The organism is Streptomyces sp. CB00455, assembly GCF_001905445.1.
Lineage (GTDB): Bacteria > Actinomycetota > Actinomycetes > Streptomycetales > Streptomycetaceae > Streptomyces.
Genome location: NZ_LIVQ01000001.1, coordinates 868,551 through 883,605 on the forward strand (window position 1 = coordinate 868,551; position 15,055 = coordinate 883,605).

The window sequence follows — 15,055 nt, forward strand, 5'->3', positions numbered from 1 at the left end:
GGGCGGTCAGCCCTTGCGGACCGCCCGCAGCCACTCCTTGTTCATGGCGGCGATGGAGGGGAGCGGGATCCCCTTGGGGCAGGCCGTGGCGCACTCGCCGGTCAGGGTGCAGCCGCCGAATCCCTCCTCGTCCATGCGGGCCACCATGTCCAGTACACGGGTCTCGCGCTCGGGCGAGCCCTGCGGCAGGACATTGAGGTGGTTGATCTTGGCGGCGGTGAAGAGCATCGCCGAGCCGTTGGGGCAGGCCGCCACGCAGGCGCCGCAGCCGATGCACTCGGCGTGTTCGAAGGCGTGGTCCGCGGCGGCTTTGGGTACGGCGGTGGCGTGCGCCTCGGGGGCCGCGCCGGTCGGGGCGGTGATGTAGCCGCCCGCCTGGATGATCCGGTCGAAGGCGCCGCGGTCGACGACGAGGTCCTTGACGACGGGGAAGGCGGCGGCCCGCCACGGCTCGACGTCGATGGTGTCGCCGTCGGCGAAGGACCGCATGTGAAGCTGGCAGGTGGTGGTGCGTTCGGGGCCGTGGGCGTCGCCGTTGATGACGAGGCTGCACGCGCCGCAGATGCCCTCGCGGCAGTCGTGGTCGAAGGCGACCGGGTCCTCGCCGCGCAGGATGAGGTCCTCGTTGAGGGTGTCGAGCATCTCCAGGAAGGACATGTCCCGGGTGATCCCGTCGACCTCGTACGAGGCCATGGCGCCGGGGGCTTCGGGGTTCCGCTGGCGCCAGACGCGCAGGGTGAGCTTCATGCGTAGCTCCGCTGGGTGGGGTGGACGTACTCGAAGACGAGGTCTTCCTTGTGCAGGACGGGGGCGGCGCCGGCGGGACCGGCGCCTCCTCCCGGGGGCGGGCTTGCGGGCGCCCGGTACTCCCAGGCCGCCACGTACGAGAACTCCTCGTCGCGGCGTTCGGCTTCGCCGTCCGGGGTCTGGGACTCCTCGCGGAAGTGGCCGCCGCAGGATTCTGCGCGGGCGAGCGCGTCGAGGCACATCAGCTCGGCGAGCTCCAGGTAGTCGACGATGCGGTTGGCCTTCTCCAGGGACTGGTTGAATTCCTCGCCGGTGCCCGGAACCTTGACGCGCCGCCAGAACTCCTCGCGGATCTCCGGGATCCGGGCGAGCGCCGTGCGCAGGCCCTCTTCGGTGCGGGCCATTCCGCAGTACTCCCACATGAGTTCACCGATCTCGCGGTGGAAGGAGTCGGGGGTGCGGTCGCCGTCGACGGCGAGCAGGCGGGCGAGGCGTTCGCGGGTGTCCCGGAGGGCTGCCCGCGCCTCGGGGTGGGTGTCGTCGATGGCGTCCTGGTGCGGGTGGCGGGCCAGGTAGTCGTTGATGGTGGAGGGGAGGACGAAGTATCCGTCGGCGAGGCCCTGCATGAGGGCGGAGGCGCCGAGGCGGTTGGCGCCGTGGTCGGAGAAGTTGGCCTCGCCGATGGCGAAGAGCCCCGGCACGGTCGTCTGGAGGTCGTAGTCCACCCACAGGCCGCCCATGGTGTAGTGCACGGCGGGATAGATCCGCATGGGGACCTCGTACGGGTTCTCCGCCGTGATCCGCTCGTACATCTCGAAGAGGTTGCCGTACTTCTCGGCGACCTTGTCCCGGCCCATGCGGCGGATGGCGTCGGCGAAGTCGAGGTAGACGCCCTGACCGCCGGGGCCGACGCCGCGGCCCTCGTCGCAGACGTTCTTGGCGGCCCGGGAGGCGATGTCGCGGGGCACGAGATTGCCGAAGGAGGGGTAGATCCGCTCCAGGTAATAGTCGCGCTCCGCTTCGGGGATGTCGGCCGCGGGGCGGGTGTCGCCCTGGGCCTTGGGGACCCAGATGCGGCCGTCGTTGCGCAGGGACTCGCTCATCAGGGTGAGCTTGGACTGGTGGTCGCCGGTGCGCGGGATGCAGGTGGGGTGGATCTGGGTGAAGCAGGGGTTGGCGAAGTAGGCGCCGCGCCGGTGCGCCCGCCACACGGCGGTCGCGTTGGAGTTCATGGCGTTGGTGGAGAGGTAGAAGACGTTGCCGTAGCCGCCGCTGGCGAGCACCACCGCGTCGGCGTAGTGGGTGGAGACCTCGCCGGTGACGAGGTCGCGGGCGACGATGCCGCGGGCCACGCCGTCGACCGTGATCAGGTCGAGCATCTCGGTACGGGCGTGCATCTCGACGCCGCCGGCGGCGATCTGCCGGGAGAGGGCCTGGTAGGCGCCGAGGAGGAGTTGCTGGCCCGTCTGGCCGCGGGCGTAGAAGGTGCGGGAGACCTGGACGCCGCCGAAGGAGCGGGTGTCGAGGAGACCGCCGTACTCGCGGGCGAAGGGGACGCCCTGGGCCACGCACTGGTCGATGATCTCGACGGAGATCTGGGCCAGGCGGTGGACGTTGGACTCGCGGGCGCGGAAGTCGCCGCCCTTGACGGTGTCGTAGAAGAGGCGGTGCACCGAGTCGCCGTCGTTGCGGTAGTTCTTGGCGGCGTTGATACCGCCCTGGGCGGCGATGGAGTGGGCCCGGCGCGGGGAGTCGGAGAAGCAGAACTGGACGACGTGGTAGCCCTGCTCGGCCAGGGTCGCGCCGGCCGCGCCGCCCGCCAGACCGGTGCCGACGACGATGACGGTGTGCTTGCGGCGGTTGGCCGGATTGACCAGCCGGGCCTCGAAGCGGCGGCGGTCCCAGCGCTCCGCGATGGGGCCGTCGGGGGCCTTGGTGTCGACGAGGGGTTCGCCGGTGGTGTAGCGGGTGTAGTCGTTGACGGTGTCGCTCATGGTCAGTTCACCACTCCGGCCATCACGGCCACGGGGACGGAGACGAAGCCCGCGAAGAGGACGAGGGCCAGGGCGTTGGCCAGGAGCTTCAGGGTCCGCTCGCGCCGGGCGTTGCCCGCGCCGAGTGTCTGGGCGGCGCTCCAGAAGCCGTGCCGGACGTGCAGGCCGAGAGCTGCCATCGCCACGATGTAGAGGGTGTTGCCGTACCAGGTGGAGAAGGTGGCGAGGACGTTCTCGTACGGGTGCCCGGCCCAGGCGCGCTCGTTGACGGTGAGCGTGGTGAGGTCGAGCAGGTGCCAGACGATGAACAGGCCGAGGATGACGCCGCCCCAGCGCATGGTGCGGGTGGCATAGGCGGCGCGGCGGCGTTTGTGCGCGTACTTCACCGGGCGTGCCCCGATGGCCAGCCGGCTGAGCTGGTAGGCAGAGACGGCGTGGGCGATGACGGCGGCCAGGAGCACGACGCGGACGATCCACAGGGCCCACTCGTGGTGGAGGAAGGGCGAGCCGAGGGTGCGCAGCCAGTGGGCGTAGCCGTTGAACTCCTCCGGCCCGAAGAAGATCTTGAGGTTGCCGAGCATGTGCGCGACGAGGTAGCCGAGCATGATCAGGCCGGAGACGGCCATCACGGTCTTTTTGCCGACGGACGAGTCCCAGAGCGTGCGCGTGGTGGACGGCCGTCGGCCCGTCCGCGTTGCCAGAGCCATACGACGACCGTAAGGACCGAGGCCCCGAAAGGTCCAAGACATGATGGGGCTGATCGCGATAGTTTTTCCCTATCGGGCGGTAGCCTGGAGGGATGCAGTTCCAGCAGCTCCTGTATTTCGTCGCCGTCGCAGAAACCCGGCACTTCACCCGTGCTGCCGAGCGGGTGCACGTGGCCCAGCCGTCGCTGTCCCAGCAGATCAAGGCGCTGGAGCGGGAGCTGGGGGCCGAGCTGTTCAGCCGGGCGCGGGGCAACATCACGCTGACCGACGCGGGTGAGGCGCTGCTGCCCCTGGCCCGGCGGATCCTCGCGGACGCGGACACCGCACGGCTGGAGGTACAGGAACTCGCGCAGCTGCGCCGCGGCCGGGTCCGGCTGGGCGCCACACCGAGCGTGTGTACGGGCCTGCTGCCGGACGTCCTGCGCACGTTCCACACGGCGCATCCGGGGATCGAGCTGCTGATCGAGGAGAGCGGCTCACTCGACCTCGTGCGGGAACTGGCTCGCGGCGCCCTGGACCTGGCGCTGGTCGTCCTGCCGCTGCCGCCCTCGGCTCCCTCGCTGACCACGGTGGAGCTGCTGACGGAAGACCTGGTGGTGGTCTCGTCCGCCGAGCTGCCGGCGCCCGGCGGGGGCGCGCCTTTGACCATCTCGGGGCTGCGCGACGAGCCGATGGTCATGTTCCGGCATGGGTACGACCTGCGGGAACTGACGGTGGCGGCATGCCGCGCGGCGGGTTTCGAGCCGGCGTTCACGGTGGAGGGCGGTGAGATGGACGCGGTGCTGGGCTTCGTACGGGCGGGGCTGGGTGTCGCGGTGGTCCCGGCGATGGTCGCGGACCGGCCCGGATCCGGCCTGCGGGCAACACCCCTGGCGGCCTCGCCGCTGCGCCGGACGATCGCCCTGGCCCATCGCACCGATGTGGCTCCCCCGCGCGCGGCACGCGAACTGAAACGCATCCTGGTGGGCTGACAGGCGGCCGCGGCGGCGCCTGCGCCCGTGCCGATGGCGGTGCGGGTGGCGGTGCGGGTGTCAGAGGGTGCGTATGGGCAACACCCGGTCGAGGCCGCCCGCCAGCATCGCGAACGCCGCGTCGGCGTCGGCCACGGCGGCCGGATGGGCCGCATCGGCGCTCTGTCCCGACTGGATCCGGCGCCAGTTCTCCCGGCCCAGCTCCTGACGGACGGCCACCAGGTGCTGCGCCGCCAGTCGCGCGGTGAGCGCGGGGGCGGACTCCGCCTCGAGGACGGCGGCCAGCAGCTCCTTCTCGCGTGCGGTGTAGTGGGCGAGCCGGCTCTCCAGGCTGGCGGTGGAGTAGAGCAGCTGCTGGAAGGCCACGACGTCCGGGTGGTCGCAGAGCCCGGTGATCGGGTCCCGCCGGTCGAGGGCCTCCAGGAAGTGGGCGTGGACGGCGCCGACCGGCCCCCGCCCGGCCGGCCGGTCGCGCACCACGCGCGCCGCCTCGTCCTGGTGGTCGGCGAACCGGTCCAGCACCAGGTCCTCCTTGCTCGGGAAGTACCGGAACAGCGTGGGCTTGGAGACCTCCGCCGCGGCGGCGACATCCGCCACCGAGACGGCATCGAAGCCCCGTTCCAGGAAGAGCTCCAGCGCCGTGGCCGCCAACTGGCGACGCGTACGCAGTTTCTTGTTCTCGCGCAGACCCGTCGTGTTGTCCATGCGTGAAGACTAGCACGGATTCGTGACCGGGTAATTTTTTTTACCGGGTTGCTTTTTCGGTCGGGAGCCGGTTTCCTTGAGGCAACGACGACGGCGATGAGAGGACTTCCGATGACGGACGTACTGATCGCGGGCTCCGGCCCGACCGGCCTCACCCTGGCCTGCGAACTGGCACTCCGCGGCATCCCCGTCCGCGTCCTGGAGCAGCGGGAGGGGCCCCACCGCGAGTCGCGGGGCAAGGGCCTCGACCCCGCGTCCCTGGAGGTCTTCGGCCGGATCGGAGCGGCCGAGCGGATGTGCGCGGCCGGCGCGCGGAAGGTGATCCTGCGCAAGTACTTCGACGGCGCACACGTCAAAGACACTGCGAGCGGCGACGGCCTCCTGATCGGTCAATGGCGGATCGAGGAGGTCCTGCGCGAGCGGCTGGCCGAGCTGGGCGTCCGGGTCGAATACGGGGCGGAGCTCGTCGGCATCGCCCAGGAGGCGGCGGGGGTCACCGCACGGCTGGCCGACGGCCGCACGGTCCGCACGCGCTATCTGGCCGGCTGTGACGGGGGCCGCAGCTCGACCCGGACCCTCCTGCGGATCCCGTTCGAAGGACATACCGAGGAGGCACTGATGATGGTTCTGGGCGATGTGAGGGCGCCCGGCCTGAGCAGGGATTACTGGCACCAGTGGTTCACCTCGGACGGCGGGGGGATCATGCTGTGCCCGATACCGGGGACGGAGACCTTCCAACTACAGGGCTCGCCGGAAGAGGACGGCGAAGGCGGGGCAATGCCGCCCACGCTGGAAAGCTTCCAGCGGCTCTTCGACCGGCACGCGCGGCTGCCGGGGATCCGGCTGGCGGATCCCACCTGGCTCTCCGCCTGGCGCAGCAACGTCCGCATGGCTGCCCGGATGCGGGAGGGCCGGGTCTTCCTCGCCGGGGACGCGGCACACGTCCATCCGATAGCCGGGGGCCGTGGCATGAACACCGGGATCCAGGACGCGGCCGCCCTCGGCCGGACGCTGGCGGCGGTCCTCACCGACCCGGGCGGATCGCTGCGGGAGGACGCGCTCGACGCGTACGAGGCCGAGCGCCTGCCGGTGGCGGCAGAGTTGCTGGCCGACACCACGCGCCGGATGGAGCGGGTCCTGGCGGCAGTCCGCGAGCCGGGGGTCGGCACGGAGGCGGGCATGGACTGACGACCTGGCCGGCGCCGGCCTTCCCACCACCGGCCTCCGGCGACCGCCGGTCGCCCTCCGCCGCTCACCCCCGCCGGTCCCGGTCCCCCACTGCCGTCGCTCGCCGCCCGGGAGCACGCGTCGGGCCGGGGCGGCGGCCCAGGTCCGGACCCGGGCCCGGGCCCGACCGACGCCCGCGCCGGGCGGTGCGGGCGTCAGGAGGGTGCCGGCGCGGCGTCCGAGAGGGAGAGGGTGTGGATGCGGTCCGGTGAGCCGGGGCGGGCGTAGTACCAGCCCTGGGCGGTGTCGCAGCCGAGGGCTCGCAGCTGGGCGGCCTGCACACCGGTCTCCACGCCCTCGACCGTGACGGCCAGTTCGAGACTGTGGGCCAGGGCGACGATACCCTCCACGATCTTGACGTCGACCGGGTTGGGCGGGCTGTGCTGCATCCCCTGGGTGAAGGAGCGGTCCAGCTTCAGGACGCTGACCGGGAGGCGGCGCAGGTTGGCCAGATTGGAGTAGCCGGTGCCGAAGTCGTCGAGCGCGATGTCCACCCCCAGGGCGGCGAGCCGTCGCAGGGGTTCGAGGAGTTCGTCGTCGGCGCCTATCAGGGCCGATTCGGTGACCTCCAGGCACAGCGCGCCCGGGGCGAGGCCCGACTTCTCCAGCACGGCGACCGTGTCGGCGACCAGGCCGGGGTGGTGCAGCTGGGTCGGTGAGAGGTTGACGTTGATGCGCAGGGCAGAGCCGCCGTGCTGGCGCTGCCAGTTGCGGGCTTGGCGGACGGACTCCTCCAGGACCCAGCGGCCGAGCGGCACGATCAGCCCGGTCCGTTCGGCGAGCGGAATGAAACGGTCCGGACCGAGCACCCCGTACTGCGGGTGGGACCAGCGCACCAGCGCCTCCGCGCCGTGCACGCTGCCGTCGTGCAGGTGCACCAGCGGCTGGTACTCGATGAAGAACTCGCCGCGTTCCAGCGCCGCCGGCAGCGCGTTGGTCAGTCCGTGCCGGGTGATGGCGCGGGCGTCGGCCTCGGCGTCGGCGAATTCGAAGCGGTTGCCGCCCGCAGCCTTGGCCCGGTACATCGTGATGTCGGCGCTGCGCAGGACCTCCGCCGGCGTGCGCTCCTTGGCCGGACCCTCCACGATGCCGATGCTGCCCCGGACGGTCAGCTCACGACCCTCCAGCCGGATCGGCGTGGCGAGGGCGGACAGGATGCGCACGGCGAGGTCGGTCACCTCCTGCTCGGTGTCCGAGCCGGTGGTCAGGGCGACGAACTCGTCGCCGCCGAGCCGGGCGACGACCTCGCCGGGGCCGGTCGCGCAGCTCTGGAGCCGGTCGGCGACCTCGACCAGCAGCCGGTCCCCCGCCGAGTGGCCGAGGCTGTCGTTGACCGCCTTGAACCCGTCGAGATCGAGGTAGCACAGGCCGAAGCGCGCGCCGCCGGCCCCGCTCAGGGCCTTCTCCAGCCGCTCGAAGAACAGTGTCCGGTTGGGCAGGCCGGTCAGGGCGTCGTGGGTGGCCTCGTAGCGCAGGCGCAGGTTCAGCAGCCGGCGTTCGGTGGTGTCCTCCATCAGTGCCAGCTGGTATTGCGGCACGCCGTCGGCGTCCCGGAGCAGCGACACCGTCAGGTTGGTCCAGAGCACGGTGCCGTCGTGCCGGTAGTACGGCTTCTCGACGCGGTAGTTCTCGCGCTCGCCCCGCACCAGTTCGCCGTACATCTTCCAGACGTGCGGAGTGTCGTCCGGATGGCCCCACTCGCTGACCTTGCGGCTGCGGACGTGGCCTTCCAGGCCGCCGAACATCTGCAACAGCGTGTCGTTGACCTCAAGGATGTTCCCGTCGAGGTCGGCGATTCCGATCCCCACGGCCGCCCCCTCGAAGACCGCCCGGAAGCGCGCCTCGCTGGCGTGCAGGGCCTGCTGGGCGTCGATGCGGGCGGTCAGGGCGGAGCGGGCGATGGCCTCCTGCTCCTTGAGGGTGCGTTCGCGAAGAGCGCGGGCGAATCCCGCCGCGATGCCGTGTTGCAGGCGGGCGCAGCGGGACCGGTACTCCTCGGTGTCCTCCACGCCGGAGGCGCCGGGTCCGCTCGGGCTGCGACCGGCGCCCGCGCCGCAGTAGAGCACCAGGTAGGACTCGACCACCCCGAGGGTGCCGGCGAGGGCCTCGGGGTCGGTGCAGTGCACGGCGACGAGTTCGGCCCCCACCCGCTGGCCGACGGCCGCGTCGAAGGGCCGGGCGTGCAGGGCCTCGGCGAGCGTGCGGGTGAGCGGTACGAGGTGCAGTTCGAACTCGGCGCGCGTCAGCGAGGTCGCCGTGACGGGGAAGATCGCCCGTCCCCAGATCGTGGCGAACCGGGCGATCCGGTCCTCGAAGCCGCCCTTGGGAGTCGCGGCCGGCGCGGGCGCCGCCCCGGGCGCCGGGGCAGCGGGCACCGGGGACGCCGGAGCCGGGGCATGGGCCTGGGCAGCGGGGGCCTGGGCACGGGACGCCGGGGCAGGGGGCACCGGGGCCGGGACGTCCGCGGCCGCCACCGCGGTGTCCGGCGCGCCCGCCGTCTGTGCCGGGAGTCTCACGCCTTGCGTCCCACGCCACCGAAGCCGGAGAAGGCGTACGGGTCCTCGGCACGCGCTTCGGCGTCGCCCTCGGCCCCGTGTCCGTCCGGCCGCCAGTCGGGCATCGACACCAGCCCGGGCTCCAGCAGTTCGAAGCCGTCGAAGAAGCCTCGGATCTGCTCCCCGCTGCGCATGACGAGGGGGTTGCGGATCTCCCGGTAGACGCCGACGGTGCCGCCCGCGACCTCCTCCGTGAGCGGGATGCCCTCGTAGGAGGCGTGCGTGACGATCAGCAGGCTGCCTGGAGCCAGCGCGTCGCGCAGCTCGGCCACGGCGGCGTAGGGGTCGTCCGCGTCCTCCAGGAAGTGCAGGACGGCGACGAGCAGCAGCGCGACCGGGCGGTCGAAGTCGAGCAGCCGTGCGACCTCGGGCGCGGCCAGGATCTCCTGCGGCTTGCGGAGATCGCCCGCGACGACACCGCTGCGCTCGTCGCCGGCCAGGACCGCCTGGCTGTGCGCGACGGCCACCGGGTCGTGGTCGACGTAGACGACGTGTGCCTCGGGGCTGGCGGCCTGGGCGACCTCGTGGACATTGCCGAAGGTGGGGATGCCGGAGCCGATGTCGAGGAACTGCGTGATGCCCTCGCCGACGGCGTGGCGGACGGCGCGGCGCATGAATGCCCGGTTCGCCTGCATGATCTTGGGCAGGCCCGGCATGAATTCCATGGCGCGGCGGGCAGCCTGGCGGTCGACCTCGAAATTGTGGGAGCCGCCCAGGTAGTAATCGTAGATGCGGGACACGCTCGGCACCGATATGTCGATGCCCGGCGGGGCCCAGGCGGGGCGCTCCATCGAGGTCTCCAAGCCTTGTTCATGCGGCGGTCCGTGCGGGGTCGGACTCCTGTCCGAGCCGAATGTACTGATCATTTCCCAACAGGGCGAGCAAAAGCGGAAATTGGCGGTCCGTTCTTCGTCACACACCAAAGGCCCCTGCCGCCCCTGACCGGCGAATGATCGATACCGACACATCCCTTTTGGGAATTGCCCGACAGGGGCTCGCAGTCGCCCGCCAACCGGAACCGGAGTGGCTCAAACCTCTATGGTCGACACTCCACCCGTTCAGGCGAACCCGGGCGGACCTGCGGGTGCGCGGGCGCGTGCGGGCCCATGCTCCCCGGGTGAACAAAGCCTGTGCCAGGCGCCTGCTGGCGGTCCCGGTCCTGCTGTGGGCGGCATTGTCCGCCACGCCGGCCGTGGCTGATAGCCGCGCTTACGCGACGACCGGTCCCGGCGACGGCGCGGCCGTCGCCGCAGTGGTCGCGGTGGCTGCCGGCGGCGGTCACGGTGGCGCTGCGGGTGGCGGACATCACGGCCGCGATCACCACGACGGTCAGGTCGACCACCGCGGAGGGAGCCCCGCCGAAGGCCACGGAAGAGGCCACAGAGGGGGCCACGGAGGAGGCCACGGCGAAGGCCACGGAAGAGGCCACGGCGGGCACCCGCACGGCAAGCCCCCGTGCCCGCCTCCGCCTCCCCCGCCGTGCCCGCCTCCCCCACCACCGCCCAAGCCCACACCTCCGCCCACACCCCCGCCTCCGCCTCCGCCTCCGCCGAAACCCACCCCACCGCCCAAGCCCACTCCCCCACTCCCGCCCCCGCCCGTACCGGCACCCGCGCCCAAGCCCGTCCCGAAGCCCGTCGCGCCCGCACCCCCACCGCCCAAGCCGGCCCCCGCCCCACCCCGGGTGATCCGGACGCCTCCCCCGCCGGAACCGGCGCCCGCGGCGGCGGCCCCGTCTCCCGCGCCCAGGCCGGTGGCCCGTCCCGCCTACCACGCCCCCTCCCGCAAGCCGGCCGAGCACCACGTCTCGCCCGTGACCTTCACCCTGATGACCGCCGCTCCCGCCGTGCTCGCGATCGTCGCGCTGCGCCCGCGGTAGCCCTTACGCCCCACCCTTGACCGATCGGGAGTCATCTTGTCGGAATGGCTCGTCCTGTCCCTCGCGATGGCCGCGGCCTGCGCCGTGGTGCTGTCCATCGCCTCCTTCAACCACCGCCGGATCGGCGAGGACGACGATCCGAGCGAAACCCCGGACGTCATCGAGTACATGACGATGATGATCGGCGTGATCTACGCGATCGTCCTGGGCCTGGCGATCGCCGGTGTCTGGGAGGGTCGCGGCGCCGCCCAGGAGTACGTGCGCCAGGAAGCGCAGGCCCTGCACGAGATCAGTACCCGCTCCGAGGTGTACCCGGCCGAGGTGCGCAAGAAGATCCGGTCCGATGTCGACGCGTACGTGACGTACGTGGTGGACACGGAGTGGAAGGAGATGGCCGACCACGGCACGCTGGCGGACCGCGGCGGGGAACTGCTGGAACGCATCCGCCGGGACGTCACCGACTACGAACCGCACACCGACCACGAGGGGCAGGCGTACCAGCCGCTGGTCGACCAGGTCGCGGTGGTGGACGACGCCCGCAGTGCCCGCGGTCAGAGCGCCGGGGCGACGATGCCGGGGGTCGTGTGGTTCGGGCTGATCGCCGGGGCCCTGGTCACCGTGGGCCTGATCTTCACCCTGCAGATCCGGCGGTCCTTCCGGGAGCTGCTGCTCGCCGGCCTGTTCAGCGCGCTCATCGCCTTCCTGCTGTTCCTGATCTGGGACTTCGACTCGCCGTTCGGGCGGGGCATCGCGGCCACCGCCGAGCCGTTCCTCGCGCAGTTCCCGCATCTGGGCCTCGACGACTGACCGGGGCGGCTGCGACCGCGGCGTACCGTCCGGCTCCGGTCCGGCTCCGGTCCGTACCGGCCGGCGCCCGGGTAAACCGGGGACGGGCCCCCCGTCCCCGGTTCGGCCTACAGCCGTGCCCCATTCGCCCGTTCCTGATCGCGGCGCACCCTGCCCGGACCTAGCGTGGCGGGCATCGAGGCGCACGACCCCCCACGTGCGGAAACCCTTCCGCGGCTGCTCCTCGGGGATCCGGAGAATCAACCATGGGTGCGATACGTACCTCCGCCACAGCCCTGCTGAGCGCCGGCGCCACGGGCGCCGTACTCGCGCTCGGCCTCCTCGGCGCGCCCGCGGTGTCCGCGGCCGAAGCCCAGATCACCTCGTTCGGGTTCGCCATCACCCCTTCGACCGTCGCACCCGGCGGTCAGACGGTGCTCTCCGTCACCGGCTGCAACGCCGCCTACGCCACCGCCTCCTCAGGGGTCTTCGACACCGTGAGCATCGCCCGGGGCCGGAGCGTGCGGGTCACGGTGGACCGGGACGCCCGCCCCGGCGCGCTGTACTCCGTCTCCTTCACCTGCAACGGGGAGACCGGCTCGGCCGACCTGACCATCGCGGGTGGCACCAGCAGGCCGACGACGAGTTCCACGCGGACCACGACCCCCGCCCCCTACACGGTCCCCTCTTCGGCGCAGGGGGTCCGAGGGGGCATCGGCGGCAGCGTGGCCGGGATGGATCCCGTCGAGCTGGCTGGGGGCGCCGGTCTCCTCCTGGCCGCCGCGGGCGGCACCGCCTACGCCGTCCGCCACCGCAGCGGCGCGGGCCGGGACCATTGAGCCCACCGCCGGTCGCCCCGGGTCCCGGCCAGGACCCGGGGCGACCGGCGGTGAGGGCGACCGACCGGGGAGGCCGGCCGGTCACACCCGGCCGCGGACCGGGCGGCGGCGGCGCAGCACGTGGGCGCCCGCGCCGAGTGCCGCCGCACCGACGAGACCCGCTCCCATGGCGGTCTCGGCGGTGGACGGGCCGAAGGAGCCGCCGATGCCGCCCTGGGAGGGGTTGCCCTCCAGGATCGTGAAGCGGTGCGTCGCGACGAGGCTGTTGTCGTTGCACTTGACCGACAGCGTGTGGTGGCCCGGCGAGGCGTGGTTGAAGATCCGCACCGTGGCGAAGCCGATGGAACCGGCGGACAGGTTGGCCGGCGGAAAGTTGCCGTGCGAGGTGACGGTGCCGCCGTGGCCGCAACCCGACGCGCTCACCTGCATCGTGGATCCCTGGTGCACGGCGTACGGGTTGACCGAGATGTTGCTGGGCCCGCCGCCCCCACCGAGCGGGGTGCTGGCAGAGGTGAAGGGGGCACTGAGGCCGATCGCGGCGCAGGCTGCCGCCGTCACGGTGAGAGCGCGCAAAACACGCATGGTGGAACCTCCAGCGGGAAGCGCCCCGGAGCGTCGGCCCCGGATGATCGACGAGAACGCCTCCCACGTCGAACCCTCCGGGCGGCCCGCAAGCTCCGCATTTCCGACTTTGGGCCGCCCGGTTGACCGACACGCCGAAGCGCGGGCAGGTGAGCTGACGGATCCGCAGGTCACGACCCGTCAGGCGTTTATGTGACGATTACCTGGATGGGCGCACCCCTTACGGCCCCCCGAAGGCCCTGCTGCCCGTTCGCCGCTCCCCCCTTGCGCTGGGCGCCACCCGTTCGGGCTTCCCCCCTCGCCGTCCTGTGGGAGCAGCCTTAACGTGCGTGAAGTAGGGCGTACGGGGCGGGACGGGAACGCGGGTCGGGACCCCCGCGTCGGGAAGGGAGAACGATGGGCGAGGACGAGACCGGGCAGTCGCGCAAACGCTCACCGTGGGGCGTACTCGCCCTGGTCATGCTCACGGGCCTCGCCATGGTGCGCAACGGTGTGGACATGGGCGACGGGCCGCCCCAGCCCACCGCGGCCTCGGCCGTCGCGGTGAGGGCCGACCAGTTGCCGGCCGATCCGCCGTCGGCTCCGCCGGACATGGAGGTGCTGGAGCACTCGTCGGTGCAGCGCATCCGGATCCCCACGATCAACGTGGACGCGCCGGTGATGACGGTCGGGCTGGACGCGGAGGGCTGGATCGACGCCCCGCCGCCGCAGGACCGCAACCTCGCCGGCTGGTACCTCAACGGCATCTCGCCGGGCCAGCGGGGCTCGGCGGTGATCGTGGGCCACGTGGACAACGCGCAGGGCCCGGCCGTCTTCTACGGCCTGGGCTCGGTCAAGCCGGGCAACCACATCGAGGTGGAGCGGTACGACGGGCGCACGGCGGTGTTCGAGGTGTACGGCGTCGAGGTGTTCTCCAAGGACGCCTTCCCCGGAGCCCGGGTGTACGGGGACACCGGGCACCCGGAACTCCGGGTGATCACCTGCGGCGGCGGTTACTCGAAGGGCCGTGGCTACGACGGCAACGTGGTCGTCTTCGCCCGGATGGTGGAGGCGCGCTGAGCGGCGCCGCCCCGCCGGGGGAAACGTTCCCTCAGCGAGGCGGCAGCGTCGGCAGGGTCATCCGGTAGCCGTTCGCGAGCAGCTGGGGCAGGTACGAGGAGATCGCCTGGACGCTCTGGGTGCGGTTGCCGCCCGCGTCGTGCGAGAGCACGATCACGCCGGGCGCGGCCCCCGCCACGATCCGGGAGACGATCGCGGTGGTGCCGGGCTCCTTCCAGTCGAGGCTGTCCACGGTCCAGGCGAGCGGCTCCATGCCGAGTTCCGCGCCGATCTCGAAGGCGGCCCGGTTCCACGCCCCGTACGGCGCCCGGAACCACACGGGCGCCTCGCCCACGGCCTGCTGGACGACCTCGCTCGTGCGGCCGATCTCGGAGACGAGGGCGGGCCGGCTGAGGCTGGGGATGAGCGGGTGGGTCCAGGTGTGGTTGCCGATGACATGTCCTTCGGCGGCCATCCGCCGCAGCAGGTCGCGGTTTTCGGTGGCCATCTCCCCGCAGACGAAGAACACGGCGCGCACGTCGTGGCGGGCGAGGGTGTCGAGGATGTGCGGGGTGTAGCGGGGGTCGGGCCCGTCGTCGAAGGTGAGCAGCATCGAGCGGCGGGCCGTGTCCGGACCGGGCGGGAGTTCCAGGATGGGGCGGGTGCGGACGGCGGGCTTGACGACGGGTGGCCGCAGCGGCGCCTCGGCGGTCATGGGCCGCAGCCGGTAGGACTTCTCGGCGGCCAGGCCCGCGGGTCTTCCGGGGGGCCCGGCGGCGGGGCGCGGCCCGGCCCCGCCCGCGGATCCGGCCCCCGGCGCTCCTCCGGTCGCGCCGGGCGCCGGGGCTCCGCCCTCGCCGCCCTTGCCGCCCGAGTTGATCAGCCCGGCGGCGGCTGCGATTGCGAGGAAGACGGCGCTGCGCAGGAGTACGCGCCGCCCTGCTGTCGTCTCGTCATTTGTCATTATTACTACGTATCAACGACATCCGGACTGATGGGGCGGGGCGCGGACGAGCCCGCTGCCC

At 72.2% G+C, this 15,055-nt stretch carries 14 protein-coding genes; 6 read left to right on the forward strand and 8 right to left on the reverse strand.

Translation table 11 applies throughout. The annotated features are described in order from the left end of the window. Positions 1-6: 6 nt before the first annotated feature. Genes AMK16_RS04005 through AMK16_RS04015 form a run of 3 tightly spaced genes read right to left on the reverse strand, consistent with a single transcriptional unit; the run spans position 7 to position 3,448 of the window. On the reverse strand, positions 7-747 hold the full coding sequence (locus tag AMK16_RS04005) for a succinate dehydrogenase/fumarate reductase iron-sulfur subunit (RefSeq protein WP_073908566.1): 741 nt from the start codon (positions 745-747) through the stop codon (positions 7-9). Then, positions 744-2,741 (reverse strand): fumarate reductase/succinate dehydrogenase flavoprotein subunit, encoded by a 1,998-nt coding sequence (locus AMK16_RS04010; protein WP_073908569.1) that lies wholly within the window; start codon positions 2,739-2,741, stop codon positions 744-746. The genes AMK16_RS04005 and AMK16_RS04010 overlap by 4 nt, the downstream gene beginning before the upstream one ends. A gap of 2 nt (positions 2,742-2,743) precedes the next feature. Continuing rightward, complete coding sequence (locus AMK16_RS04015; RefSeq protein WP_073908572.1) at positions 2,744-3,448, reverse strand: succinate dehydrogenase cytochrome b subunit; 705 nt, start codon at positions 3,446-3,448, stop codon at positions 2,744-2,746. Positions 3,449-3,540: 92 nt separating this feature from the next. Here AMK16_RS04015 and AMK16_RS04020 point away from each other — a divergent pair, with 92 nt between their 5' ends. Beyond that, the gene (locus tag AMK16_RS04020; RefSeq protein ID WP_073908575.1) at positions 3,541-4,419 is read left to right on the forward strand and encodes a LysR family transcriptional regulator; all 879 of its coding nucleotides are present in this window, start codon (positions 3,541-3,543) and stop codon (positions 4,417-4,419) included. 60 nt (positions 4,420-4,479) lie between these two features. Here the strand turns inward: AMK16_RS04020 and AMK16_RS04025 are convergent, their stop codons facing one another. Then, entirely contained in the window at positions 4,480-5,124 is a 645-nt protein-coding gene (locus AMK16_RS04025; RefSeq protein WP_073908579.1) for a TetR/AcrR family transcriptional regulator, read from the reverse strand. 111 nt (positions 5,125-5,235) lie between these two features. Between AMK16_RS04025 and AMK16_RS04030 the strand changes: the two genes are divergently transcribed. Continuing rightward, positions 5,236-6,312 carry an FAD-dependent monooxygenase gene (locus tag AMK16_RS04030; protein WP_073908582.1) on the forward strand — a complete coding sequence of 359 codons (1,077 nt, stop codon included), beginning with the start codon at positions 5,236-5,238 and terminating at the stop codon, positions 6,310-6,312. A 194-nt stretch (positions 6,313-6,506) separates the two neighbouring features. Here the strand turns inward: AMK16_RS04030 and AMK16_RS04035 are convergent, their stop codons facing one another. Continuing rightward, positions 6,507-8,726 (reverse strand): putative bifunctional diguanylate cyclase/phosphodiesterase, encoded by a 2,220-nt coding sequence (locus AMK16_RS04035; protein ID WP_073910414.1) that lies wholly within the window; start codon positions 8,724-8,726, stop codon positions 6,507-6,509. A gap of 137 nt (positions 8,727-8,863) precedes the next feature. Next, positions 8,864-9,697, reverse strand: a complete 834-nt coding sequence (locus AMK16_RS04040; RefSeq protein WP_073910418.1) for an SAM-dependent methyltransferase — start codon at positions 9,695-9,697, stop codon at positions 8,864-8,866. A 962-nt stretch (positions 9,698-10,659) separates the two neighbouring features. Between AMK16_RS04040 and AMK16_RS38040 the strand changes: the two genes are divergently transcribed. The 3 genes from AMK16_RS38040 to AMK16_RS04055 all read left to right on the forward strand — a co-directional run bounded on the left by AMK16_RS38040 (position 10,660) and on the right by AMK16_RS04055 (position 12,410). Next, on the forward strand, positions 10,660-10,785 hold the full coding sequence (locus AMK16_RS38040; RefSeq protein WP_274535333.1) for a hypothetical protein: 126 nt from the start codon (positions 10,660-10,662) through the stop codon (positions 10,783-10,785). A 36-nt stretch (positions 10,786-10,821) separates the two neighbouring features. Beyond that, positions 10,822-11,592 (forward strand): bestrophin-like domain, encoded by a 771-nt coding sequence (locus AMK16_RS04050; protein ID WP_073908587.1) that lies wholly within the window; start codon positions 10,822-10,824, stop codon positions 11,590-11,592. Positions 11,593-11,837: 245 nt separating this feature from the next. After that, positions 11,838-12,410 carry a hypothetical protein gene (locus tag AMK16_RS04055; RefSeq protein WP_073908590.1) on the forward strand — a complete coding sequence of 191 codons (573 nt, stop codon included), beginning with the start codon at positions 11,838-11,840 and terminating at the stop codon, positions 12,408-12,410. An 81-nt stretch (positions 12,411-12,491) separates the two neighbouring features. Here the strand turns inward: AMK16_RS04055 and AMK16_RS04060 are convergent, their stop codons facing one another. Beyond that, positions 12,492-12,992 carry a hypothetical protein gene (locus tag AMK16_RS04060; RefSeq protein ID WP_073908593.1) on the reverse strand — a complete coding sequence of 167 codons (501 nt, stop codon included), beginning with the start codon at positions 12,990-12,992 and terminating at the stop codon, positions 12,492-12,494. Between the two features lie 396 nt (positions 12,993-13,388). Between AMK16_RS04060 and AMK16_RS04065 the strand changes: the two genes are divergently transcribed. Further along, on the forward strand, positions 13,389-14,051 hold the full coding sequence (locus AMK16_RS04065; protein ID WP_073908596.1) for a class F sortase: 663 nt from the start codon (positions 13,389-13,391) through the stop codon (positions 14,049-14,051). Between the two features lie 31 nt (positions 14,052-14,082). On the opposite strand, the gene AMK16_RS04070 is transcribed toward AMK16_RS04065, so the two are convergent. Next, positions 14,083-14,994 carry a polysaccharide deacetylase family protein gene (locus AMK16_RS04070; protein ID WP_073908599.1) on the reverse strand — a complete coding sequence of 304 codons (912 nt, stop codon included), beginning with the start codon at positions 14,992-14,994 and terminating at the stop codon, positions 14,083-14,085. Positions 14,995-15,055: the final 61 nt, after the last annotated feature.

Bases quoted from the DNA above. Each gene is read 5' to 3' on its own strand.
- AMK16_RS04005 (WP_073908566.1), bottom strand. From the start codon at position 747: ATGAAGCTCACCCTGCGCGTCTGGCGCCAGCGGAACCCCGAAGCCCCC.
- AMK16_RS04010 (WP_073908569.1), bottom strand. From the start codon at position 2,741: ATGAGCGACACCGTCAACGACTACACCCGCTACACCACCGGCGAACCC.
- AMK16_RS04015 (WP_073908572.1), bottom strand. From the start codon at position 3,448: ATGGCTCTGGCAACGCGGACGGGCCGACGGCCGTCCACCACGCGCACG.
- AMK16_RS04020 (WP_073908575.1), top strand. From the start codon at position 3,541: ATGCAGTTCCAGCAGCTCCTGTATTTCGTCGCCGTCGCAGAAACCCGG.
- AMK16_RS04025 (WP_073908579.1), bottom strand. From the start codon at position 5,124: ATGGACAACACGACGGGTCTGCGCGAGAACAAGAAACTGCGTACGCGT.
- AMK16_RS04030 (WP_073908582.1), top strand. From the start codon at position 5,236: ATGACGGACGTACTGATCGCGGGCTCCGGCCCGACCGGCCTCACCCTG.
- AMK16_RS04040 (WP_073910418.1), bottom strand. From the start codon at position 9,697: ATGGAGCGCCCCGCCTGGGCCCCGCCGGGCATCGACATATCGGTGCCG.
- AMK16_RS04055 (WP_073908590.1), top strand. From the start codon at position 11,838: ATGGGTGCGATACGTACCTCCGCCACAGCCCTGCTGAGCGCCGGCGCC.
- AMK16_RS04060 (WP_073908593.1), bottom strand. From the start codon at position 12,992: ATGCGTGTTTTGCGCGCTCTCACCGTGACGGCGGCAGCCTGCGCCGCG.
- AMK16_RS04065 (WP_073908596.1), top strand. From the start codon at position 13,389: ATGGGCGAGGACGAGACCGGGCAGTCGCGCAAACGCTCACCGTGGGGC.
- AMK16_RS04070 (WP_073908599.1), bottom strand. From the start codon at position 14,994: ATGACAAATGACGAGACGACAGCAGGGCGGCGCGTACTCCTGCGCAGC.